The organism is Flavobacterium rivuli WB 3.3-2 = DSM 21788, assembly GCF_000378485.1.
Lineage (GTDB): Bacteria > Bacteroidota > Bacteroidia > Flavobacteriales > Flavobacteriaceae > Flavobacterium > Flavobacterium rivuli.
This window is the reverse complement of the sequence record NZ_KB899967.1, coordinates 472,166-495,295: the sequence shown is the minus strand read 5'-3', so window position 1 is coordinate 495,295 and position 23,130 is coordinate 472,166. Positions and strand designations below refer to the sequence as shown.

Here is a 23,130-nt window from a genome sequence, read left to right as displayed (position 1 = left end):
CATGATTGGAAATATATACATATCAGGGCAAATAGGTACGTTTGACGGCGTTGCAGGCGTTGAACTTATAGATATTGTATCGCAGGTAAAAAAACAGCCTGAAGCCACCCATTTTAATGTACACATAAATAGCGATGGGGGTCTTGTAGATGTTGGTTTCGATATCTATGATTATTTAGTGTCATTACAGGCTTCAGGTATTCACATAACTACAATTGGCAGCGGTATTGTTGCTTCAATTGCTACAATAATCTTCATGGCAGGATCTGTTAGGCAGGTTCGTGTTAATACCCCGTTCATGATTCACTTACCATGGGGCGGCACTACTGGCAATTCTGATACATTAGCAGAATTTACCGACCGTTTAAGGGTTGTTGAAAAGAAAATGACAGGCTTTTATATGAAAGTGCTATCACTTGATGAGTCTGCCTTATTACCACTTCTTAAAAATGAAACCTGGCTGACAATGGAGCAGCTTTACACTTTGGGTTTCACAACTACAGAGCCTATTCTGGCCGTAGCTAAAGCCGTACTTACAAACATTAATACAAATACTATGGAGAGTCTAACCGACAAAGATAAGTCCTTTATTTCAGGCTTATTTGACAAGGTATTAGGTAAGATTAAAAAGCCTGATATCTTAAACAAAGTGGTACAGGATGCCACCGGTGCCGAACTCAATTTTACAGACCTTGAAAAAGATGCTGCAATTGAAGTGGGTGCCAAAGCAACGTTTGACAATAAGCCTGCTGATGGGGATTATACGATGCCGGACGGTACCGTTTATAAATTCGATGCCGGGGAGCTTAAAGAAATTGTTTCTCCTGATGAAGAAACATTGACACCTGAACAAATTGCGGAGCTTATTGCTGAAAGGGATTCCCTTAAAGAAGAAAACGAGCAATTAAAAACTGAGACTACAGCGGCCCAGGCTCAATTGCAGGACATCGAAAAAGACGTAACACAGCTTAAAGCACAGGTTACTTCTAAATTCGATTTGAGTACCAAAAAGGATTCTAAAAAAATAATCACAGGAGCTGACAGAACCGCTGGCATGAAAGCTTATCTGGAGAGTAAAAAACAATAATTATGAGCTCAATTGTAAATGCAGATGCATTAACGCTTAACGCACGTGAAGCCGATACAGTAAGCAAAGTGATATTTGAAAGGGTATTTAATCAAAGTGACCTTTCTGAATATCACGATGTTGAAACAGGCGTGGATATGAAAACGCAAATTGCGTTTGCAGGCAGGATCGGCCTGCTTGGTAAAGCATCAGCAGGATGCGCGCCTAACGAAGCTGCAGGTCTAACTTTCACAGAGAAGTTCTGGGATCCTGCTGTTGAAGATTTCAGGTTAAAGCATTGCCAGGGGGATATGCCAAAACTTTTGAAGCTGTTTAAATCTGCTAAAAAAATGAACCCTGATTTTTACGATGTCGTGGGTTCTCCTGAATTTGGTGTTGTCATTGCCGCTGTAGAAGACGGTATGAAAGAAAACATACATCGTAAAATATGGTTTAATGATTTGACAGCTGCAACAACTGCAAACGGTGGATCGTTTAAAGTGGGTACCGATTTAGGGTACTGGAATACATTTAACGGTTTGTTTAAACAAATTTTTACGGAAGTACCAACTACTGCACCCAATTATGTAGCAATATCCGCAAACACAGGTAACAGCTATGTTAACCAGGCTTTGGCTGCTGATGCTGCACTAACCATATTAGGCAGTATGTATGCCGCTGCTGATAGCAGGCTGTTACAGGATCCTAATGCTTTTTTCCTTGTTACCAGGTCAATTGCTGATAACTACAGGGCTACATTGAGAAATAAAAATCTTGGTGCCGGTTTCCTTGAAGTTGTTGAGGGTGGCCGTACTAAACTAACCTTTGAGGGTAAAGAAGTTAAAACGCGTTACGACTGGGATATGTACATCCAGGGATATCAAAACAACGGTACTAAATACAATTTGCCACACCGCGCCGTGTTTACCACAAAAAGTAACATTCCTGTAGGTACTCTAAGTGAAGAGGATTTGCAGAAGCTTGATGTGTTCTACGATAAAACTCTTAAGACAAATATAATCGACGGAGTTTATACGCTGGATGCTAAACACCTTGAAAAATACATGACAGTAGCGGCTTACTAAGCCGTTACTTGTTTTAACCCATTAATTTAAACATTATGCCAATAGATTGTACAGGAGCCTTAACGGCTGATATATTATTCGATTGCGAAAATCAGGGGGCTGGTGGTATTGAGCAAAACGTCATCCTTATAAACAGGGATGACATAGACCGCACGTTAACCACGTTAGACCCGACAAACAATAAGGTGGTAAGCAATATCACACTTAAGGCAGGTGCTACGGGTTTCAAGTTTACCGGTGTTAAGCAAAGCAACGGCAAAGCTTATGAGCTTGTAAAAAAAGAGAATGCACCTGACAAATGGAAACACACATTTAGCGGTGTGATATTTAGCCCAACGCTGGCTAATAAAACACAAGCGAACAACATGGCCCAGGGTTCTAAATATGTTGTTGTAGTTGAGCAAATATTTAAAGGCATTGGTAATAAAGATGCTTTTGAAGTATTGGGGTACGGTTCCGGATTAGAGCTAATGTCGATGACAAACAACTCAAAAGAGAACGACAATATGATAGTGTTTGAATTATCATCTTCTGATGGTTATGAAGAAAACACTGTTGCTAAAACGTTTCTTGATGGTGGTGTGGCATCCGGCACTTATGCTGCATCGAAAACCGCCTTTGATAACAAATTTGCTTCAGAATAATGGATTTCGCATCCATGGATATAGACACCATCAGATCAGGTAAAACTACTGATGGTGTTAGATATTTAGAGTTATTTCTTAAGGAGTATATTTCTATTTTTGGCGGCACTGTAAATGCAGGGTGCCCAAAATGTTTAACTGATTATTTAAATAGATACAAAAATCACATGAAAACTACAAATAATACATCAGGCTATAAATTACTTGCCAAATATCAAAACATACCTCTTGAATTTGGTTCACAGATTCTCGTAAATGATGAGAACATTACTAAAGAATATGCTGATATTCTTCTTTCGCAGCCAGGTGGCCATAGGTTCTTTTTAGAACAGCCGGACTTGAACAGTAAAGCAACGCTTGAGGCTAATTTAAAGGCTGCTGAAGATAAGCTTGCAAACCTTTCAGATAAAGCCAGGGCAAAAACGCGTGAAGCTGCAACTGCTGCAGTAGATGAGGCCAAAGCCGCCTTAGATGCTTTTGTTGAGCCTCAAACCCCGGCAGATGTTGAAGATTTATCTAAGGTCGTAATTACGCTTGAAGATGATGATTTTGTAACGCATCCTGAACTTACTGAACAGGGGCACAAAGTTGGCGATTCTGTAATTGTCGATGCTGAAAAATTCAACGGCACCGGCGAAATTGAAGCTTTTGGTTTAGAAAATAAAGTGTAATACCATGCGTACAGTACTGGGAGAAATAGCAAAGAGGTTAACCCCTTGGAATAAGTCTATAGATGTTTACGGTAACGATATTGATAATGCCTATCCAGAAAGAATGGATAGGCTTATTAATAATAGCGTTACGGCAAAATCAGCGGCTAATATTATGGTCCAGTATCTTATTGGTAAAGGCTATGGAACCGACAATGACAATTTGATAGTAAATAAACAGCACACTATTTCCCTTATTGATTTTGCAGATGACGTTGCAGAAGATCTCGTAAAGCAACGGGGCGTATTTATCCACATCAATTACAATGCACTTTACGAAATTGTAGATGTAAGGGTAATGCCTAATGAATGGTGCCGAAAAGGTAAATCTGACAGTAATGCTTATTCGGGAAAAATAGCTGTATATGAAGATTGGAGCAAGCCAAAGAAGTCAGATATAAAACTGATTGATGTTTTTAACCCTAACCCAAAGGTTATACAGGCCCAGGTAGAAAAGGCCGGGGGATGGGAAAAATACAAGGGGCAAATTTGGTTTGTGAATATGGATACTAAACTACACTATCCATTATCCCGTGTTGATTCTGTTGCAGAGGATTGTGATAGTGAAGCCCAAACCGCTGTATTTAAAAATAGGATGTTGAGGCGTGGCTTTTTTGGTAATATGCTCGTAGTAACAAAGCCACTTATTTCAAAAGATATTCCGCGCTATTTAGATGCAAATGAGCGAAAGATAAATCCTGAATGGATAGATGCAGATGATGAGCGAAAGCAATTTCAAAATGCAATTGTAAGCTCGCTGGGTGCAGAGAATGGCGGCGGTGTACTTTGTGTGGAAATGGAATTTGGAGGGGATAAATTAGAAGAATCTATTTTATTCCAAAAAGTTGAAAGCAATATTGATGATAAAATATTTGCTCATACAGAAACCAGCGTACGTGAAAACATCCTTATTGCCTTTAATAACTTACCGGCCGGCCTTATTAAAACAAGCGATTCACAAATGTTTGGTAACTCAGGGGAATCTATCCGTGAAATGAAGCGCACGTATTGGGAAAATACAAGTAAGGAACGTAATAAACTTACATACGTCCTCAACTCCCTTTTGTCCCTGTCTGTTAATAACAAAGATTTAAAAGTACAACCTATAAAGCTGATTGATGATACAAACATTGATAACCCGTGATGATATTGCAAAATACAGACAAATATCCAAATCTGCTTTTGACGATAAACTGAAAGAACAAATACTGGATGCTCAGCTTATAGACTTGCAGCCACTGATAGGGGAACGCCTCTATAATAAACTTATGGCAAACCCCGAGAATTTCCAAGATTTACTTATTGGAGGTGCCTATGAATACAATGGCGAAACGTATCATAACCACGGCTTAAAAATGGTTATCTCATACTTTGCCTATGCCCGGCACATTATGTTTTCAAGTTATGTAGATACTCCATCCGGAGCCGTCCAAATACGGAAAGATAATAGTGAGCCTATAGATATGGCAGGTAAAAAAACAATCTACCAGATTAACAGGGAATCAGCCCTACAAATCTGGGATAATGTAAAGAATTATTTAACCAGGACAAACCATCCACTTTTTAATAATTGTAAAACTTCTGCACCGCGTTCAGCCGGCATGCGTTTCACTAAATTAGGATAATATGATCTTTATAAATACAGTTGATGATAAGAGGTTCTCTTTAAACGGTATTGAGTACCTAAAAAACTACATTACTGCTGTAAGAGGTATTAGGATACAGATATTTAACTGCTATGAAAACGCCGATGTGCTTTTACCGCTAACGGTATTTAGCCAGGTAAATTTAGACGGTGTTGTTTACAGCAACGTAGCTTCTTTGCAATCAGCAATCCTTGGTGTTACATATTCCCGAAATTCACTTGGAGGCGAAAACGCGCCTATCATCAACCAGGATAACATCGACATTGCTAAAAGGTACTTCTCTTATACAAACCTTACGGCCCAGCAATTAGCGACACTTGTTAATAACGACGTATCATTTGTGGTTAGCGAAATACAAAGCCTATGGATATTTCTAAGTGTACCATCTTCAGGGTTTAACCTTGCTACAGTTTATAAATATAAGGTATTTAATAAAGGTAAAGGCACGTATGGTACCGGTGGCAATGTTGTTTTATCCGGTTTAGACCTGCAACTTACCTATGTAACACCTGTAACAGCTGAAGATGTAGACCCTGATGACCCTACAACTCAAACAATAAATTACCCTAATCTTGACGGCCAAACAATTTCAGAATGGTTAAACGAGCAGGATCCTTCAATTACAATACAGCCACAGGATGAAGGTTACACTTTGTTTAAAGGTACTGTTGATTATATTGAACAATCATATTTATGGGTGGGCGCGCCGGGGGCTTATGGTGTGGGTAATCTACAGAGTACCGATGCTGATTTTCAGTTATTGAGCGATGTACCTCCAGGCGGTGTGCCTAATTTGCAGGAAGTGACTAACTCAGATAATACCACGACTAATGATATTGTACATGAAAACGAGTCTGGAACTGTTTATAAAGGGCCTGATGGTAATTTTGCAAAATTTGTATTTCATGATGAGTTTGAAATTAGCTTAACAAAGCCTACTGTAACAATTAACACTAAGTATGTTCCCCTGATATTTCGGGTTAACGGACAAAACGACCAGATATCAGATAATAATGGTGTTGTAGATTTGAATGTGCCTTCAGGCGAAACAGATTTGTACGTCTTTCCTCGTCCTGAAAATGTAGTTATTGGCAGTAGTACTGGTGACCCTGCTATAATACCACTTGCAGACACAACGAACGCGGGTTTAATAAACCCCGCAGAAAAAACAAAGCTAAATAATACATCTGGCACAAACAGCGGGGATAACGCTGCAAATACAACATCTAATGCTTATGCGGATGGTAAAGTACAAAACAACGTAAACTCGTCTACAACCGTTGCGCCCAGCACAACAGCAATTGTTAATTATGTAAATGGTAGGATTGTTGCTTTTCAGCCCGAAACCAAAATGTATACGGATAGGATGGCTGATGTTGGTAATATTTTAGATTATCAGACAACATTGGCTTTGGATGATTTTGTAACTACGACTAAACGGGATGGTGGGTTTAGTAAAATTAAATTTTGGGCACCTCTTTTAGGGTATAATCTTGCTGGGGCTCTTGTAAAATTTGTAGTTGATGCAGGCGGTGCTATATCTATGGTTAATACTGGGTTAACTGACGCAAATTACAATATATCAAAGGGGTTGTTTGTTTTGGAAAACCAAACTACCAGGTATTTTTTTAATACAGGTTTTAATCCTTCAGCTAACGGATTGTCAAGCGATAATTTGTTCTTTGGGTATTTTGTGTCTAATTATGATTTAGTAAGCTCTACAAATTCAAGCCACCTGTTTTCAGATGCACCAGTTTCAGGTGACTCTACTTTAGCAGGAACTGCTAATGGAGCAATGATAATTGGTACAAGGTCTCAAACCTTAAGTTTTAGTGGTAAAAGACAACAATTAGCAAATGCTCTATCAAGTACTTATTTTAGTGCTTATTTAAATGGAGAAAATCAAACAAATGACAGGGCTATTGCTGCTACTGCTGTAACGCTTAATACTGAAGTTACGGTGTTTAAATCACGCCGAAATGGTAACGACCTTTGGATGCGTAATGCCGGTATATCGTATTTGATTGCAGGGTCTGGGTTAACCAATGCACAGGCGGCCTCTATGAATAAAGCGCTTTATAAATTATATGAAAGGCTTGGCAGGATACAAACGCAGGGCTCACTATTTGTGTATTTTGGAGATTCTAATACGGCAGGTATATCTGCTGCAACGGGAGCGGACAGGTTTTCAGTTTTAGCGTCTGCGGCTTTAGGAGGTATTGAATATAATCTTGGTGTACCAAGCAGTCAACTAAGGCAAACAGTTACTTCATTAGGAATTACAGGAGGGTATCAAAGGTATCAATCTATGTTAAATAAGGAAATGAATACCCTTGTTATAATGTATGGAACCAACGATATGAATGTGGGTGATGGTACAACAAACGGTGATGCGACAATTATTGCAGATTTTAGGACAAAACTTCAGGAAATAGTAGTTGCGGCAAAAGCTAAAGGTATAAGAGTTATATTAATAACGCCACCTTACAATACAATATCTAATACAACAAAACAACTTGCTTATAATGCTGCTGTTGCCTTGGTTGCTAAAAATACAGGGGTTCCTTTAGTTGATGCATATAGATTATTTGCTGATAAAACAAACCCTTTAGATTTTTATGCATCGGATGGTCTGCATTTAAATACTCCCGGACACTTGGCATTGTTTAAATTGTTAGTGTCGGTAGTAAACGGAAAAGCTTATAGGGAGGTGAATATAGATTTACCTAGTATACCATCGGGCGGTACTACAAGCGTTAATGTTACTATGCCAAATATTGTTCAATACCAAACAGTAGTTGCGAATTACCCGTCTTGGACCGCTGCAGGTCTAACATACAGAGCAGAAAGCACAGCTGACGACATTGCGACAATTACGGTTTACAATAACACAAATACTGCTATAGATGCCACAACAACTTTTGGCAGAATTGAAGCGAATTTAAACTAAAGATATAAATTAAATCAAAAACAATTATATGAAAAATTTTAGAACAAACTTAGTAAATGTATTAGTAGGTATAAGCGCGGCATTACCTACAATGTACTACACACTTAAAGGCATTGGCGGAACCGATTTTGACCAAACAGTAGGATGGGTTGTATCGATTATAGTAGGATGTGTTTCGGGCGCGGTAGCTGCTTTAATTGCTAACTTGATACAAGGTCAGTGTCATCAAAAAGCTGTAGAAGATAATGCAGAAGAGAAAAGAAGTGCTGAAGGCTCTATTTGTGCAACAGGAGTAATAGCGATAATTGCAGCGTTCACTGATATAAGTAAATTTTCATGGTTACCAAAAGCAGGCTTGTATATTTTTGTAGTAGCTGTATTACTATGGGGTGTGCCTGCATTGTATAAAAAAATTACTAAAAAGTAACATGAAGTTATTTGTGCAAAAGCTGTACGTGTGGGTTATCCTGCTGGCAGAAAAACAAGTAACTTTTTGGGACAAGATCGCTTACATGGGTAAACTTATCGCAGCTTTCGGTCCTATCGTGGCATTGTTAGAGGCGTTTCAGTTGTGGTTTGTAAGTAACCAGGTGTTTATTGGTGCGATGCTTATTGCGCTCGTCTTAAATATGATCGTGGGTGTGTGGTACCACCTCTCTCAAAACACATTTAGTTGGGCTGATTTCTGGAAGGGTAATATTAAAATGTTTGCGGGGGTTTTCCTTGTATATATTTTGTTGGAATTACTGCGTATGGCTGCCGGGCATGGTATGGTTAGTGAGGGTTTTAAGATTATCATTCAGGTAACCACAATGCTGTGGCCTGTAAGTAAGGCTATGAAAAACCTGCATATAATTTACGGCAAAAAATGGCCACCGCCGTACATTATGAACCGGATTTACAACTTTGAAAAAAGCGGTAACGTAAAAGAATTGTTTGAAAGTGAAATTAATAATAAAGCAGAATGAAAATATCATCAAAATACGATTGGTTAAACCATGTGGAGGGTTTGCCAAAAATGGTTGCCGAAGGTGTAAAGCTTGGAAAACTAAATACTACAGAGGTTGCAGGGCCTAAAAGTAACCCGGAAATTATGGCGCTTGCAAAAGAAGCGGGCGTGGCCGGGATATACAAAAGCGATGAAGTGGCATGGTGTGCCGTGGCAATGGTGGTGCTGGCATTGCGTGCCGGTAAGAAAGTGCCCTTTACAGGATATGACCGCTTAAGGGCAAAATCATTCTTGAAATTTGGGACAAAAATAGATGTTCCGGAACTTGGGGATGTTCTCGTGTTTAATCGCGATGGTGGTGGGCATGTTGGCCTGTATGTGGGAGAAGATCCGTCTTACTACCATGTAGCAGGCGGCAACCAATCAAACCAGTTTAGCGTTACACGCATTGCTAAAAACAGGTTAAGCGAGGCACGCAGGCCAGATTATTCAATTGGTACACCTGCCAGCGTAAAAAGGATTTATCTAAGTGCAACCGGGGGGGTAAGCGAAAACGAAGCGTAACTTGCTGAAATTCTCGTATGCAAAGAAATTTTGTAAGCGAAAACGAAACTAACAAAAAAGCCTGCATAGTGCAGGCTTTGATGTATAAGGGGGGCTTCTCGGATATTATCCTTACGCCCAATACAAAACTACATAAAAATAACTCATAATAATATGAAAGATTATAAAACGTATATTATTGCAGCTTTGGCAATTGCATTGCTTTTTTCGGTACAACATTGCCGTTATATTGCCGGCAATACCGATGCTAATTTAGCAGCAATTACCGATACAGTTACCCATTATAAAAACAAGTTAGGTACAACTACAGCCAGTATCAAAACCCTGCAGCTCGACAATAAGCAGGTAAAAGATCTGCTAACTAAAAAGGATGCTGAACTGGCCGCGCTGGCATCGGAATTTGCAAACGTGCATAGTGTGGTAAAATATAACACAGATACGCGAGTTGATACGATACCGATACCGTATAAAGACACCGTACCCTGCATTTTTGAGCGCACAGGCGCGATTAAAAAGCAATGGTATAGCTTTGGGTACAGGTCAAATCAAAAAGGTGTCGAAATCGACACCTTATCATTTCCAAACACAGCCACGGTAATTACCGGCACTAAGCGAAAATGGTTTTTAGGTAAACAGACCTTAACAACTGATATTACAAATTCAAACCCATACGTAAAGGTTACGGATATCAGGGCTGTAGAAATTACTTTACCGGTGCCTTGGTATAAAAAATGGTGGTTATGGCTTGCGGCGGGGGTTGCTGGGAGCTTACTTATTAAGTAGTTTATCTTACACTGAATTTTGCCCGGTTACAATTATGTAACCGGGTTTTTAATTATGGGATTTTGCGATAATTATATCATAACCGCATCAATAAGGTTATCAGAAAAAAACACCAATATTTTAAGGCATTCTACTCACTTAAAAAGGTATGCTCACGACAATAATGTCGTGAACATACCTCACATAAATACAGCAGCCGGAATAGCAGGCGGCTTCTTATTAAAATAATAGTATATTTGCTGAAATAATTTTTTTCGCGGGGTGGTGCCCGCAATTTGTTATACATTAACCCTTTCCAGCAATGGAAAGGGTTTTTAAATACCTACAAGTAGGTGTAGTATTGTTATACAAAGTATTTAAATTAGCTAAAAATTAAGTTATGCGAATTAATTTAGATACAACAGTTACTAACTTTCGCTTTATCAGTGTGATTTTTAATTAATTTTTTAGTAACCAATTTCACAAAAAAATGATCTATCAATTACCAAGACTGCACCCGGATGACGTGCAAGAAATCAAAGAGTATCTTGCAGCAGAGATAAAAGCAGAGCTCCGTTTGTTGCATACCAGTGATAACACTATCAATGAAATGATGACTTTTTCAGTGAAGCAAGTAGCTGATGTCTTAGGCAAGCATCCCCAAACCATTTCTGATTACTGCAAAAAAGGCATAATAAAAGCTGCAAAATCAGGCAAGAATTGGATAATAACTAAACAAAACCTTGAGTTATACCAAAATGGGGAACAAAAATAATTGGTACGCTTAAATGGCTTCGTTTATAGGGTCTCTATGAATACTTATTCGCTTCATTATTTCACGCTCTTGTTTTTTCTTATTTACCAAGTAGACTGTATTGGTCATACGTGATGATCTATGACTGGCCATGAGTTGTGCTATATTTTCCGGGGCATCTACTATATCGAATTTTTGCTCATCTAATTTGCTCAAAAATAGATGCTTCAATGCATAAAAATCAGATGTTATCTTTTTACCACTAAGTTCGCTGTAATTTGTTTTTATATGGCGGTGCCACCTTCGAGATATTTGCGCCGGATCAATCGGCTTCGGACCCGGCTCTAAGCCTTTACTGAATAAGTAACTGTGCTGTGTTGGGCATTTGTTATATATCTCAATCCAAAGATGCAGGACATCAACAGTAATTACTTTAATCTCCCATACGTATTGATCTCCTTTCTTAATCAGTACGGTGTATTCTTGATTTTTGATATCTACATGCTTTTTTTGCACCATCATTAATTCGGTGCTCCTTCCACCCGAATTATGAAATATCATTGCATAACGGTAAAATGAATAGTGATATTGATACAGGTGATCCATTACCCCAGTAAAATCTTCATCTTGTAAAATTTCCCTTGGTTTACTGGTATTCTTTTTTTTCTTATAAAGTTTGAAGGGAACGGTGGTTACACAGTCGTATTCATATAATTCAGTCCATATTTTGGTCATATACGAAAGGAACTTGTTATAATAGCCGTCAGTAATCCTGCAGCACTTTATAACCTGTTTAATATGTGAGGACTGAATGTCTATTATCTTGATGTCATTAAAGTGTAACGCATTAAGGCCTTTAACAAAGCGATTTTTAGCAATCTTTACATCTTCAAATGGATTTTCAACTTCATCGCTCACAGCCTCTAATATGTTATTCCAGGCTATTTCAATGGCTTCAGTACATAGCAAATCTTTATCAAGTACCTTGATTTTTGTAACATCCGGATTGAACGCCGGTATCATGTACTTTTTTGTGATAGGGTTAAAACCCTTTTCAAGTAGTACCGGGTATTCTTTGAGCATTATCTCAGCCGCCGCCCGTCGATCTTCAAGTGTTTTCCACTTATTAAGTTTTTGGCGAATAGGCTTACCCTTTGGATATTTATCGTGAAATGCAGGATCATAGTAGTAACATTGTACGTACCATTCCTGTTTTAGCGATACTTTTGATTTGGTGGTTTTCCAATCTGAAGGGGATACCCATAATTCTGAATACGAGCAACCAAGTTGAGTTTTTTTCATAGAGCAGCTACATTGTCGTTTACATTGACGTTTGACTTGTAGCTACATAGCTCGAAAGTGAAAAAATAAAGCCTTAAATCATTATGTGGGAGTGATTTAAGGCTTTTGTGGTACCTCCAGGAATCGAACCAGGGACACATGGATTTTCAGTCCATTGCTCTACCAACTGAGCTAAGGTACCGGTAATAAGAGCACTAACGTGGTAAAATAAAAATCCTTAAACTGGTTTAGGGAATTTTGTGGTACCTCCAGGAATCGAACCAGGGACACATGGATTTTCAGTCCATTGCTCTACCAACTGAGCTAAGGTACCATTGTTAATGCGGGTGCAAATATATAATCTTTTTTAACTTATACAAAGCAAAGGTTAAAAAAAATGTATTGCTATCTTTACACCATCAAAAATAACGAAATGCTTTTAGCCGTAGATATAGGCAATACTAAAATTAAAGCCGCTGTATTTGAGGGTAGTGCCTTGCTGGAAAAATTTATTTTTAGCCATGAGGATGCCTTAAATGGGGTAAAAATAATTTTAAAAAAATTTCCTAAAGCCACCCAAAGCATCATGAGCGTGGTAGGGAAAGAAGATAATAACCTGTTATTATGGCTGCAGGGCAACACAAAACTTACTGCAGTTAACCACACATTGCAGTTTCCTTTTACAAATAAATATGCCACGCCTGCCACACTGGGTATAGACAGGATGGTGCTTGCGGCGGGTGCCGTGTTGCAGCACCCTGACAAGCCGCGGCTGGTTATAGATGCCGGCACCTGTGTAACGTATGATTTTACTGACGCTGAAAACCAATACCTGGGCGGGGCAATTTCGCCGGGATTGCAGTTAAGATATAATGCCATGCATAATTTTACGGCAAAACTTCCGTTGTTATATCCGGAAATGCCTCAAAGTTACATAGGCAACAGCACGAAAGCCTCTATGCACAGCGGGGTTGTAAACGGCCTTTTGCACGAAGTAGAGGGTTTTATTGCGCAGTATAATCAAGAGTATCAGGATGTAACAGTAATATTAACGGGAGGGGACGCTGATTTTTTGGCTAAAAGATTAAAAAACACCATATTTGCCAATTCAAATTTCTTGTTAGAAAGTTTGAATCTTTTATATTTATACACGAATCACAAATGATCAAAAAAATTATTGCAGGCCTTTGCCTTCTACTTTCAACGGTTGCTTTTTCACAGGAAAACAATGCCTCACCTTATTCTTTTTATGGCGTTGGCGATGTAAAGTTTAAAGGTACTGTAGAGAACAGGTCTATGGGCGGGCTGGGCATACTGCCGGATAGTATACACGTAAACCTGCAAAATCCCGCTACATACAGTGCTTTAAAATTTACAACTTTTGCTGTGGGTGGTACCACATCCAGTACATCTTTAAAAACTAACGATGCCAGCGATACCGCCGGGCGCACCACGCTCGACTATGTTGCTGTAGCGTTGCCGTTTAAAAAAATAGGTGTAGCATTTGGTTTAATGCCTTATACGGCTGTGGGTTACAGGGTGTCAGATAGTGTTGTAAGCAATACAGACGGCTTAACAAGGATGAGGCAGTTTAGGGGCAGCGGCGGCTTAAACCGTGTGTTCTTTGGTGCAGCTTATAAAATAACCCAGCAATTAAGTATAGGGGCAGAGTTTCAGTACAACTTTGGCGATATAGAAACAAGATCGGTAGTAGGTATACCGGGTGTGCAATATGCTACACGCGAAATAAATACTTCAAACTATAAAGGTGCCGGTTTTAATGTAGGGGCAACCTACCAGGCATTGCTTAATAAAAAATATACATGGACGGTAAGTGCGGTATATACTCCGGAGATTAGCCTTACATCAGATACTTCGAGGTCTATATCTACAGTATCCACATCAGGGTCGGGAACAGAGATCGTTTTAGATCAGGTAAACAGCGTTATATCTTCAAACGATTCTAAGCTTCCATCAAAGTTTACAGTGGGTACAGGTTTTGGCCGTGTAAGGAGTTGGTTTGCAGGGGTAGAGTATACCGTGCAGGAAAGTAACAAAATGAACAACCGTTTTGATAATTTTACCACTACCCAGTTTAAAAGCTCGTCTAAAATATCTTTGGGAGGTTATTATATACCTAAATACATGTCGTATACCAGCTACCTTAGCAGGATTACCTACCGTGCCGGTTTAAAGTATGAAAAAACAGGCCTTGTTATTGCAGGAGAAGATATTAACGATATGGGTGTAAGCCTTGGTGCGGGCCTTCCGCTTAGCGGTACCATTGGTGGCTCTAACCTTAATATAGGTTTAGAGTATGGCAAAAGGGGTACTAAAAATGCCGGCCTGGTACAGGAAAATTACTTTAGTGTATTTATAGGTTTGTCCCTTAACGATAAATGGTTCGTGAAAAGAAAATACGAATAAAATAAAATTGCAGCATGAAAATTAAACAGGCCCTTTTATTATTTTTTGCAGGTATAACTGCATTAACTGCCCATGCACAAACTTTTAAGTGCGAAGCCGGCTTTAAGGTGCTTGAAGATAAAATAAAGGCAAAAAGCTATGATGATGCTGTGCCTTTACTGCCTGCCCTTATAAAAAACTGCCCTAAATATAATGCAAACCTTTATGTTTATGGCGAAGAGGCAATTTTAAATAAGCTGCAATATACACGGGCTGATAAAGATAAAAAAACGCTGAATGAAAGTTTACTGTCGCTTTATGATGCCCAGGAAAAGAATTTCCCTAACACGGGCGCTGCGGTAAAAAAAGCCATGCTGCTTAATGATAAAAAACTGGGTAGCGATGCTGATGTGTATAAATTGCTAAATGCTGCTTTTACGGCTGCACCGGCTACTTTTACAGATTATGCGCCGTTGCAACTGTACTTTAACCAGTATTTAAAAGCGTATGAAACCGGCACTACCGGCATTACTCAGGAACAGTTTATTTCAAAATTTGGCGATGTCCTTGCGCAGGTTGCCGCTGTAAAAACAGTTGTAACAGAAAAGAGGGCGGCAATTAATGCCAAATTGCAAAACGAAACCATTAGTACAGAAGAAAAGCAATATTTGAGCACTACAGCCGCGACAGAGAAAACACTCGATGCTGTGGCTACTAACATGACCAAGGCGGCGTCTAAATACCTTAACTGCGAAAAGCTGGAGCAGTACTATGGAGCAAATTTCGAGAAGAATAAGGCTAACGCAGGCTGGCTGCAGGGTATGGTAAGTGTAATGTACCTAAGTAAATGCTACAAGTCAGATGTGTTATACAACGGGGCAGTGGCTCTAAATGCGCTTAAGCCGGGTTATGACAGTGCTAACAGGCTTGGCTACCTTTCGCAAAAAAGAAATGCATTGCCGGAAGCTATAAAATATTATGACCAGGCGGCAGAATTGCAGCAAAACCCCGAACTAAAGGCGAACCTTTATAATGATATAGTAGCACTTTACAGAATAAGCAATAAAGGCGAAGCTAAAAAATACATACAAAAATCGGCGGCGGCAAACCCTAAATCGGGTAAGCCTTATTTGTTGCTTGCAAGCCTTTACACATCGGTGTCTAAAGAGTGCAACCTTAGCGATTTTGAGGCTAAGGCTGTTTATTTTCTTGCTATAGAAGCCCTTAAAAAAGCTGAGGCAGCCGATGAAAAAACAAAAGCTACCGTAGCAACCTTAACCGAAGAGTATACTAAAAACCTGCCTACCAAAAAAGAGGCAAAAGCGGCTAAAAAAGGTAAAGGCGATGTGGTTACCTTTGGCTGTTGGATAAACGAGAGTGTAACCTTACCTAAACTAAAATGAGAAATCTCTTAAATTATATAAGCATTGTTGTGCCTGTGGTAGCTGTGCTGCTGCTCGCCTCATGCGAAAGTAATTTTAAAGATGTGCAGCGCATAAACAGCGTAGGCTTTAATCCTGTGGGCCGCAGCGAAAATATCAACCTTAAGTATACCGATAGTGGTAAAGTTAAGGCAATACTTAAAAGCCCGCTCATGCTGGATTACAGTAACCTTCAATATGGCTTTAACGAGTTTCCTAAAGGGGTAGATGTTACGCTGATGGACAATCAGGCCAAAGAGAGTTATGTAGTTAGCGATTATGCTATTACCTATGCCGATACTGATATTATAGATTTGCAGGGTAATGTAAAAATAACATCTAACGATGGTAAGGTACTCACAACCGACCAGTTGTACTACGACCAGAAGAACGAATGGTTTTATACCGAAAAATATTTTAAATTTACCGATGGCCAGGGTGGTTTCCTGGAAGGGCCCGGCATAGATTTTAGTAAAGATTTTAAAGTCTTTAACATGCAAAAGAACAACGGCCAGATAAATAATGTAAATTAAAAATACACAATGGTTTATTTAAAATATATTTCTTTCTTGTACCTGATTATGGCCGGCTTTTTTATATACAGCGGCATAATGGGCATTATAGAAAAAGAAAACGGCCACGCTATACTCAGCTTTATATTTGCAGGTGCGGCGGTTTTTATGTTCTTTTTCAGGAGATGGTCGCAAAGCAGGTTTCAGGGGCCTAAAAAGTAATCACTTATGGAAGCAGCAATAATCATAGGGTGCCTGTTGCTTTCGGCTTTTTTTTCGGGCATGGAAATAGCCTATGTTTCCTCTAACAAAGTGTACCTTGGGGTAGAGAAAAAGCAATCTACCTTTATATCTAAACTACTTACCCGCCTTACCCAAAACCCCACGCAGTTTATAACGTCCATGCTTGTGGGTAACAGCATTGCGCTTGTTATTTACGGGTACCACATGGGTAAAACGGCCCTGCAATGGTTTGTGCCGCATGATAATACTATGGCTTTTGGCTGGCAGCTGCTTATACAGGTGGCGGTTTCGGCATTTGTAATTTTGCTCACGGCAGAGTTTATCCCTAAAGTGTTTTTCCAGGTTTATGCAAACACGCTTATAAAGGCACTGGCGGTGCCCGCTTATGTTTTTTATATGCTGTTTTACAATGTAAGCAAGGCGGTAATGGCTGTGTCAGATTTTATACTGGTAACGCTCTTCCGTACAAAGGCAGATACGCGCAAAGACTTTTTTAGCCGCAGCGAACTGGGTATCTACATAAACCAGCAACTTACAGGTGCAAACGAGCAGGAAGAAGTAGACTCTGAAATACAGATATTTAAAAATGCCCTCGACTTTTCCGGGCTTAAGGCGCGCGATATCATGACGCCCCGCACAGAGATTGTGGCTGTAGAAGTGAACGACAGTGTAATGGGCCTGCGCAAGCTTTTTGTAGAAACCGGTTACAGTAAGATTGTAGTATACCGCGAAAATATAGACGATATTGTGGGCTATGTAGATTCTTTTAAACTGTTTACCAAGCCCGTTACAATAAGGGAGGTTATGGTACCTATGGAATATGTGCCGCATACCATTTTTATAAAAGACCTGCTAAGCCAGCTTACCCGCAAGCGGAAAAGTATGGCAGTGGTGCTGGATGAATATGGAGGAACATCGGGCATTATTACTGTAGAAGATATTATTGAGGAACTTTTTGGCGAAATAGAGGATGAACATGATGATGGCGAAGAACTTACAGAGCTGCACACAGAAGATGGCTCGTTCCTGTTTTCGGCACGGCTGGATGTTGAGTATATTAATAAAAAATACAAATTCGCCCTGCCCGAAAGTGGTGCCTATACCACGCTGGGCGGCTTTATTGTGCATCATGCTAAAGACATACCGCAAACCGGCGACCGCATAGGGTGGGGTAATTATACTTTTATTATAGAGAAGTCTTCGGGCAAAAGGGCAGAGCTTGTAAAAGTGATTATGCAGTCAAAAAAATAAATAAAAGAAAACTTCGCAAAAAATAAGTATAGTATTTTTATTATTACACAGATAATTGTATTTTCGCCCACTGAATTTAAATTTTAACAACAAAACAAATGGCGGTTTTATCAAAAATAAGGCAACGTTCGATCCTGCTGATAGGAGTTATCGGTTTCTGCTTACTGGCTTTTATAGTAGGCGATATTATAAACCACGGCGGCTTTGGCGTTACTAAAAACGTGGGAAGTGTAAACGGTACAGATATTCCCGTTAAAGAATTTTTAGAAAAAGTAAACAACATGCAACAGCGCCAGCAAGGTGCTACTGCAACACAGGCAGCCAACTACGTTTGGAGCCTTGAGGTTGAAAAAATACTTTATAACGAGCGTTTTGAGAAAGCCGGACTACGTGTAGGCCGCGACCATGTACTTGATGTTTATGCACAAATGCTGGGCCAGAACCCTCAGTTCATGAATGCTTTGGGTAAGTTTGATAAAAATAAATTCAACGAGTTTTTAGTTAACATGAAAACTACAAACCCGCAGCAATTTCAGGCAATCGAAAACGAAAAGCCGGATATCGAATCATCTGCTAAAAAACAACTTTATGCTACTATGCTTAAAGCGTCTTACTTTACTACTAATGTAGAGGGTAAAGCACGTTACGCACAGGAAAGTGATAAAGCTACTATTGATTATGTGCTTGTTCCTTATGCTACCATCAACGACGATCAGGTTAAAGTATCTGACGAGGAGATTACAGCGTACATGAAAAAGAACGAGAAAAAATACAAAGCTGAAGCATCTCGCGATATCGAATTTGTATTTATAGATAACAAACCATCTGCAGCTGACGAAGCTGAAATGAAGAAAAATATAGAAGGCCTTCTTGTTCCTAAAGTTGTTTACAACGAAGAAACTAAAGGTAATGACACTATTCCTGGTTTTGCCAATGCTAAAAATAATGAAGAGTTTGTAAACGCAAATTCAGAAGTTAAGTTCGATAGTACTTATGTTACTAAAAAACAACTTCCGTTAGAGCATGCACAGCAAATATATAGCCTTGCTCCGGGTCAGGTGTACGGCCCTTATGTCGATAACGGTTTTTACAAAATAACTAAAATGGTTAGTAAAAAACCGGGTGCAAGCGCTAAAGCAAGCCATATCCTTATAGGTTACAAAGGTGGTTCTTTACCAGACCCTAAAATTACAATTACTAAAGAAGAGGCTAAAGCTAAAGCAGATGCCCTGCTTGCGCAAATAAATGCTAACCCCGCTTCTTTTGGCCAGTTAGTGCGTGAAAACTCTAATGACCAGGGCTCACTTGGTACAGAAGGTGTTTATGATGATATCGCTCCTAACCAGATGGTAAAACCTTTCAATGATTTTATCTTTAACAAACCGGTAGGTTCTACAGGTGTTGTTGAAACTGATTTTGGTTACCATGTAATTAAAGTATTAGATAAATACGAAGGTGTACAGGTTGCTACCATAGCACAAAAAATACAGCCTACAGAGGCTACTGCCGATGCTAACTTTACCAAAGCTACCAAACTTGAAATGGATGCAAGGGAAAGCGGAAAATCTTTTGCAGACCTTGCTAAAGCAGAAAAACTTACTGTAACTCCTGCTAATGGCCTTGGTGCTAACGATGAAAATTTACCTGCAGTAGGCAGCCAGAGAACTATTGTTAAATGGGCTTATGCCAACGACACTAAAACAGGCGACGTTAAGAAATTTGATATTGCCGAAGGTAGTGTGATTGCAAGGCTTAAAGCTGTAAATGAAAAAGGTTTATTGCCTCTTGAATCGGCTAAAGTTTCTGTATTGCCAATACTTCGCAACGAGAAAAAAGCAGAACTTATAAGGAAGAAAATGGCAGGTACTACACTTGATGCTGTTTCTAAAGCTTCCGGTGCAACTATAGCTACTGCTACTGTAACTTTTGCTAACCCTTCTATCCCTGCTGTAGGCCCTGAGCTTAAAGTGGTAGGTAAAGCATTTGGTCTTGCAAACGGTAAAACGTCAGGCCTTATAGATGGTACTGCGGGTGTATTCATGATACAGTCTAAAGGCATAGAGAAAGCTCCGGCTCTTCAAAATGTTACTGCTATTACTACAAGGTTAAACGCTGAAGGCCGTAGTAACATACAAACCAAACTTACAAGCGCACTTAAAGATGCTGCTGATATAGAAGATAACAGGCACGAGTTCAACTAACCGTTCCTTATATTATAACGAAAGTCCCCCGCATTGCGGGGGACTTTTTTGTTTATTTTCTTTTACACAAGTCACATATTGATTTCGAATATGAGTTCAGGAGGAACGGCATGTTTATAAAATGATAATCACACATGCGAAAGAGCTCTGGAGGAGCGGCACGTAATATTATTTCCAACGTGTTTGAGAATGTCACGCAAAGGCGCAAAAACGCAAAGCCGTGAATGGATCTATGTTGAGAACCCCAGCGACTGTTAAGTCGCAAAGCTTGGCGACTTAACAGTCGCTGGGAAAATATGCTGATTTAGGGTGAAACTTTGCGTCTCTGCGACTTTGCGTGACAAAATTTTTAGAAAAGCCTCTTACAAATTGGATAAATCTTTTTGACCCTCACAGGGTCATAACATGGAGAAATTACAATATCATATCGCGATATCTAATTACGGTTTCATAACCCTTATCTTTAAAATATTGGGTTGGATTTTCTTCGGCAACAGCCATAACAAAATCGCCACCCCATGCGCCGAGGCTTTTTACGGTACCTTTAAATTCGGGGAATAAACGTTCCTGTACCGGAGCAATGCCTAATATGCCCGCCATGAGGTCTTCATGCTTTTCTAAAGCCGATGCAAGGGTGTTAGTATCTCCTGCAAGCAACACATCATTAGTTAGCGCATCAATACGGGGTATAATGGTTTTAATATCATTTCTGTGTTCGCGATAGGCAGCAATAGCATCGCGGCTGTTTTGCTTCTGGTTCAGGTATACAAAATAGATATCGTTGGCAAATGAGGGACTGTAGCTAATGGGGATTACTGTTGGTAGGCCATTCTGCAGGCTATATATAATGAGAGTATCATACTGGGCACAGGCAATATCGTAGCCGCTTCCGCCAAAACTGTTGGCTAACAAAACGAATGCATCAATATTAAACCACTGCGCAATGTTGTTAATAAGGGTAGAAGAAGTGCCTAATCCCCAATGCCTCGGGAAGGTAAGGTTTGTTGTAATCTCAAAACCTGCTGCGCCCGTTAGTAGATCAGGATTTGCAAGATGGGCATGATGCAGTATTTTAATTAAGGTGTCTGCTTCGACAGATGTGCCGTTTTGAATATTATTGATAACGTCATGAATACTAACTTCGGCTTTAACCCAGGCAGATCCATCGGCATCAAAGCTTGTCCAGTTAATTATGCCGCTATTTGTAGTAGTTTCGACTTCAAGGTTTTGCCCAAATTTTGTAGGCAATGCCAATGCTTTCGCCCCGTCGAGCACGGTATACTCGCCGGTAATTAAAAGTTTGCCGTTACTATAAAAAATCTTCTTCAACGTGGGCAGGATCTATGGTTCTCAAATTGTTTACAAAATCTGTCGCTGCCGAATGGCTCACGGTATTTTTTTCAAAATGTTTAATGGCCTGTTGCTTCTCATCGTCGGTAGCTTCAAGTTGGTTCAGGATGTTCATTAAATGCATTTTCATGTGGCCCTGCTGTATGCCCGTCGTAGTAAGCGACCGCAACGCACCAAAATTTTGTGCCAGTCCTGCCACAGCAACCACCTGCATAAGTTCCTGTGCGGTAGGGTTGCCCAGCATTTCCAACGAAAGCTTTACAAGGGGATGCAATGTGGTAAGACCGCCTACGGTACCCAAAGCCAACGGCACATCGAGCCAAAAGGTAAAAACACCATCAGCTACCTTAGCATGCGAAAGGCTGGAATACTGACCCTCTTTGGTAGCATAGGCATGAACACCGGCTTCAACAGCGCGAAAATCATTTCCGGTTGCTACCACTACGGCATCAATACCGTTCATAATGCCCTTATTGTGGGTTACGGCGCGGTAAGGTTCTACTTCAGCTATTTGCACCGCCGCAAGAAATTTTGTTGCGAATTCCTCTGGGCTTATATTTTTGTCTTCGTTTAATTCTTCAACAGGGCACGATACCTCGGCGCGAACCACGCAGTTAGGCACATAGTTAGAGAGGATGCTCATAACCACCTGTATTTGCTGCTCGTCTTCGGTAAATGCCGTATAAAGTAACGCCTCTTCGCGCAGTGTTTTAGAAAACTGCTCCAGGCACGAGTTTATAAAATTAGCACCCATGCTGTCTACCGTTTCAAACGTAGCATGCAGCTGGTAATAGTTAGGTATAAGTGCAGTTTTGTCGCGAAGCTCAATATTCAGTATGCCGCCGCCACGCTTCTGCATGTTTTTTGTAATCGTCTCGGTATCTGTAAAAAACTCCTTTTTTGTAGCTTTAAAAAAAGCATTCAGTTTTTCGGGGTCGCCCTTGTACATAAAATGTACCTGGCCTATTTTTTCGGTATTAAGCACCGTAGCCTTAAAGCCACCACGGGTAGCCCAAAATTTAGCGGCCTTGCTTGCTGCTGCCACGACAGAGCTTTCCTCGATGGCCATAGGGATAGTGTATTCGCGCCCGTTTATTATAAAGCCCGGGGCAATGCCCAGCGGTAAGTAAAAGTTAGTAATAGTATTTTCTATAAACTCATCGTGAAGTTTTTGCACGTCGGCATCGGTATTCCAGTAGTTTTCAAGGAGTTTTTTAGCTGCCTGCGGGTCGCTAAAATGCTCGTTTGCCAGCCAGTTTATCTTTTCCTGTTTGCTAAGTTTACTAAACCCTGCTATTGCTTTACTCATTCTCAGTAGCTTAAAATAATAATTTG

22 protein-coding genes and 2 tRNA genes are annotated in these 23,130 nt (G+C 39.9%); 19 read left to right on the top strand and 5 right to left on the bottom strand.

Annotation, left to right across the window (positions count from 1 at the left end):
• Position 1: 1 nt before the first annotated feature.
• From F565_RS0105745 to F565_RS0105680, 12 genes are all read left to right on the top strand, one after another.
• Positions 2-1,087, top strand: a complete 1,086-nt coding sequence (locus F565_RS0105745) for a Clp protease ClpP (protein ID WP_020212248.1) — start codon at positions 2-4, stop codon at positions 1,085-1,087.
• A 2-nt stretch (positions 1,088-1,089) separates the two neighbouring features.
• Positions 1,090-2,151 carry a hypothetical protein gene (locus F565_RS0105740; RefSeq protein WP_020212247.1) on the top strand — a complete coding sequence of 354 codons (1,062 nt, stop codon included), beginning with the start codon at positions 1,090-1,092 and terminating at the stop codon, positions 2,149-2,151.
• Positions 2,152-2,186: 35 nt separating this feature from the next.
• Entirely contained in the window at positions 2,187-2,795 is a 609-nt protein-coding gene (locus tag F565_RS0105735) for a hypothetical protein (RefSeq protein ID WP_020212246.1), read from the top strand.
• Between the two features lie 14 nt (positions 2,796-2,809).
• A complete protein-coding gene (locus F565_RS0105730; protein ID WP_020212245.1) occupies positions 2,810-3,466 on the top strand; it encodes a hypothetical protein in 657 nt (218 codons plus the stop codon).
• A gap of 4 nt (positions 3,467-3,470) precedes the next feature.
• Positions 3,471-4,649 (top strand): hypothetical protein, encoded by a 1,179-nt coding sequence (locus tag F565_RS0105725; RefSeq protein ID WP_020212244.1) that lies wholly within the window; start codon positions 3,471-3,473, stop codon positions 4,647-4,649.
• Positions 4,624-5,130: a DUF6712 family protein gene (locus tag F565_RS0105720; RefSeq protein WP_020212243.1), complete on the top strand. Its 507-nt coding sequence runs from the start codon at positions 4,624-4,626 to the stop codon at positions 5,128-5,130. The genes F565_RS0105725 and F565_RS0105720 overlap by 26 nt, the downstream gene beginning before the upstream one ends.
• Before the next feature lies 1 nt (position 5,131).
• Entirely contained in the window at positions 5,132-8,101 is a 2,970-nt protein-coding gene (locus F565_RS0105715) for an SGNH/GDSL hydrolase family protein (RefSeq protein WP_020212242.1), read from the top strand.
• A gap of 28 nt (positions 8,102-8,129) precedes the next feature.
• Positions 8,130-8,528 (top strand): hypothetical protein, encoded by a 399-nt coding sequence (locus F565_RS0105710; RefSeq protein ID WP_020212241.1) that lies wholly within the window; start codon positions 8,130-8,132, stop codon positions 8,526-8,528.
• Between the two features lies 1 nt (position 8,529).
• A complete protein-coding gene (locus tag F565_RS0105705) occupies positions 8,530-9,069 on the top strand; it encodes a hypothetical protein (RefSeq protein WP_020212240.1) in 540 nt (179 codons plus the stop codon).
• Positions 9,066-9,614, top strand: coding sequence for a TIGR02594 family protein (locus F565_RS0105700; protein ID WP_020212239.1), 549 nt, complete (start codon positions 9,066-9,068; stop codon positions 9,612-9,614). Before F565_RS0105705 ends, F565_RS0105700 begins: the two co-directional genes overlap by 4 nt.
• A gap of 153 nt (positions 9,615-9,767) precedes the next feature.
• A complete protein-coding gene (locus F565_RS0105690; RefSeq protein WP_020212237.1) occupies positions 9,768-10,397 on the top strand; it encodes a DUF6549 family protein in 630 nt (209 codons plus the stop codon).
• Positions 10,398-10,866: 469 nt separating this feature from the next.
• Complete coding sequence (locus tag F565_RS0105680; protein ID WP_020212236.1) at positions 10,867-11,151, top strand: helix-turn-helix domain-containing protein; 285 nt, start codon at positions 10,867-10,869, stop codon at positions 11,149-11,151.
• Between the two features lie 9 nt (positions 11,152-11,160).
• Here the strand turns inward: F565_RS0105680 and F565_RS0105675 are convergent, their stop codons facing one another.
• The 3 genes from F565_RS0105675 to F565_RS0105665 form a co-directional block, all read right to left on the bottom strand.
• The gene (locus F565_RS0105675; RefSeq protein WP_020212235.1) at positions 11,161-12,432 is read right to left on the bottom strand and encodes a hypothetical protein; all 1,272 of its coding nucleotides are present in this window, start codon (positions 12,430-12,432) and stop codon (positions 11,161-11,163) included.
• 108 nt (positions 12,433-12,540) lie between these two features.
• Positions 12,541-12,613: transfer RNA gene (locus F565_RS0105670), tRNA-Phe, on the bottom strand.
• Between the two features lie 59 nt (positions 12,614-12,672).
• Positions 12,673-12,745 (bottom strand) — tRNA-Phe (locus F565_RS0105665).
• A gap of 99 nt (positions 12,746-12,844) precedes the next feature.
• Here F565_RS0105665 and F565_RS0105660 point away from each other — a divergent pair.
• The 7 genes from F565_RS0105660 to F565_RS0105630 all read left to right on the top strand — a co-directional run bounded on the left by F565_RS0105660 (position 12,845) and on the right by F565_RS0105630 (position 20,445).
• Positions 12,845-13,576: a type III pantothenate kinase gene (locus tag F565_RS0105660; protein ID WP_020212234.1), complete on the top strand. Its 732-nt coding sequence runs from the start codon at positions 12,845-12,847 to the stop codon at positions 13,574-13,576.
• Positions 13,573-14,838: a BamG family beta-barrel-assembly machinery protein gene (bamG, locus tag F565_RS0105655; RefSeq protein ID WP_020212233.1), complete on the top strand. Its 1,266-nt coding sequence runs from the start codon at positions 13,573-13,575 to the stop codon at positions 14,836-14,838. The genes F565_RS0105660 and bamG overlap by 4 nt, the downstream gene beginning before the upstream one ends.
• Before the next feature lie 14 nt (positions 14,839-14,852).
• Positions 14,853-16,220: a hypothetical protein gene (locus F565_RS0105650; RefSeq protein WP_020212232.1), complete on the top strand. Its 1,368-nt coding sequence runs from the start codon at positions 14,853-14,855 to the stop codon at positions 16,218-16,220.
• Positions 16,217-16,771 (top strand): LPS export ABC transporter periplasmic protein LptC, encoded by a 555-nt coding sequence (gene lptC / locus F565_RS0105645; protein ID WP_020212231.1) that lies wholly within the window; start codon positions 16,217-16,219, stop codon positions 16,769-16,771. Before F565_RS0105650 ends, lptC begins: the two co-directional genes overlap by 4 nt.
• 9 nt (positions 16,772-16,780) lie before the next feature.
• Entirely contained in the window at positions 16,781-16,972 is a 192-nt protein-coding gene (locus F565_RS22610) for a hypothetical protein (RefSeq protein ID WP_081621317.1), read from the top strand.
• 6 nt (positions 16,973-16,978) lie between these two features.
• Positions 16,979-18,244, top strand: a complete 1,266-nt coding sequence (locus F565_RS0105635) for a hemolysin family protein (protein ID WP_020212229.1) — start codon at positions 16,979-16,981, stop codon at positions 18,242-18,244.
• A gap of 98 nt (positions 18,245-18,342) precedes the next feature.
• The gene (locus tag F565_RS0105630) at positions 18,343-20,445 is read left to right on the top strand and encodes a peptidylprolyl isomerase (protein WP_020212228.1); all 2,103 of its coding nucleotides are present in this window, start codon (positions 18,343-18,345) and stop codon (positions 20,443-20,445) included.
• Between the two features lie 414 nt (positions 20,446-20,859).
• On the opposite strand, the gene F565_RS0105625 is transcribed toward F565_RS0105630, so the two are convergent.
• The gene (locus F565_RS0105625; protein WP_020212227.1) at positions 20,860-21,774 is read right to left on the bottom strand and encodes a GYDIA family GHMP kinase; all 915 of its coding nucleotides are present in this window, start codon (positions 21,772-21,774) and stop codon (positions 20,860-20,862) included.
• A complete protein-coding gene (locus tag F565_RS0105620; RefSeq protein ID WP_020212226.1) occupies positions 21,755-23,104 on the bottom strand; it encodes a hydroxymethylglutaryl-CoA reductase, degradative in 1,350 nt (449 codons plus the stop codon). The genes F565_RS0105625 and F565_RS0105620 overlap by 20 nt, the downstream gene beginning before the upstream one ends.
• Between the last annotated feature and the right edge of the window lie 26 nt (positions 23,105-23,130).

Coding starts and splice junctions, on each gene's coding strand:
- F565_RS0105715 (WP_020212242.1), top strand. CDS start 5,132: ATGATCTTTATAAATACAGTTGATGATAAGAGGTTCTCTTTAAACGGT.
- bamG (WP_020212233.1), top strand. CDS start 13,573: ATGATCAAAAAAATTATTGCAGGCCTTTGCCTTCTACTTTCAACGGTT.
- F565_RS0105730 (WP_020212245.1), top strand. CDS start 2,810: ATGGATATAGACACCATCAGATCAGGTAAAACTACTGATGGTGTTAGA.
- F565_RS0105720 (WP_020212243.1), top strand. CDS start 4,624: ATGATACAAACATTGATAACCCGTGATGATATTGCAAAATACAGACAA.
- F565_RS0105650 (WP_020212232.1), top strand. CDS start 14,853: ATGAAAATTAAACAGGCCCTTTTATTATTTTTTGCAGGTATAACTGCA.
- lptC (WP_020212231.1), top strand. CDS start 16,217: ATGAGAAATCTCTTAAATTATATAAGCATTGTTGTGCCTGTGGTAGCT.
- F565_RS0105660 (WP_020212234.1), top strand. CDS start 12,845: ATGCTTTTAGCCGTAGATATAGGCAATACTAAAATTAAAGCCGCTGTA.
- F565_RS0105620 (WP_020212226.1), bottom strand. CDS start 23,104: ATGAGTAAAGCAATAGCAGGGTTTAGTAAACTTAGCAAACAGGAAAAG.
- F565_RS0105690 (WP_020212237.1), top strand. CDS start 9,768: ATGAAAGATTATAAAACGTATATTATTGCAGCTTTGGCAATTGCATTG.
- F565_RS0105635 (WP_020212229.1), top strand. CDS start 16,979: ATGGAAGCAGCAATAATCATAGGGTGCCTGTTGCTTTCGGCTTTTTTT.
- F565_RS0105710 (WP_020212241.1), top strand. CDS start 8,130: ATGAAAAATTTTAGAACAAACTTAGTAAATGTATTAGTAGGTATAAGC.
- F565_RS22610 (WP_081621317.1), top strand. CDS start 16,781: ATGGTTTATTTAAAATATATTTCTTTCTTGTACCTGATTATGGCCGGC.
- F565_RS0105680 (WP_020212236.1), top strand. CDS start 10,867: ATGATCTATCAATTACCAAGACTGCACCCGGATGACGTGCAAGAAATC.
- F565_RS0105630 (WP_020212228.1), top strand. CDS start 18,343: ATGGCGGTTTTATCAAAAATAAGGCAACGTTCGATCCTGCTGATAGGA.
- F565_RS0105735 (WP_020212246.1), top strand. CDS start 2,187: ATGCCAATAGATTGTACAGGAGCCTTAACGGCTGATATATTATTCGAT.
- F565_RS0105740 (WP_020212247.1), top strand. CDS start 1,090: ATGAGCTCAATTGTAAATGCAGATGCATTAACGCTTAACGCACGTGAA.
- F565_RS0105725 (WP_020212244.1), top strand. CDS start 3,471: ATGCGTACAGTACTGGGAGAAATAGCAAAGAGGTTAACCCCTTGGAAT.
- F565_RS0105700 (WP_020212239.1), top strand. CDS start 9,066: ATGAAAATATCATCAAAATACGATTGGTTAAACCATGTGGAGGGTTTG.
- F565_RS0105675 (WP_020212235.1), bottom strand. CDS start 12,432: ATGAAAAAAACTCAACTTGGTTGCTCGTATTCAGAATTATGGGTATCC.
- F565_RS0105705 (WP_020212240.1), top strand. CDS start 8,530: ATGAAGTTATTTGTGCAAAAGCTGTACGTGTGGGTTATCCTGCTGGCA.
- F565_RS0105745 (WP_020212248.1), top strand. CDS start 2: ATGATTGGAAATATATACATATCAGGGCAAATAGGTACGTTTGACGGC.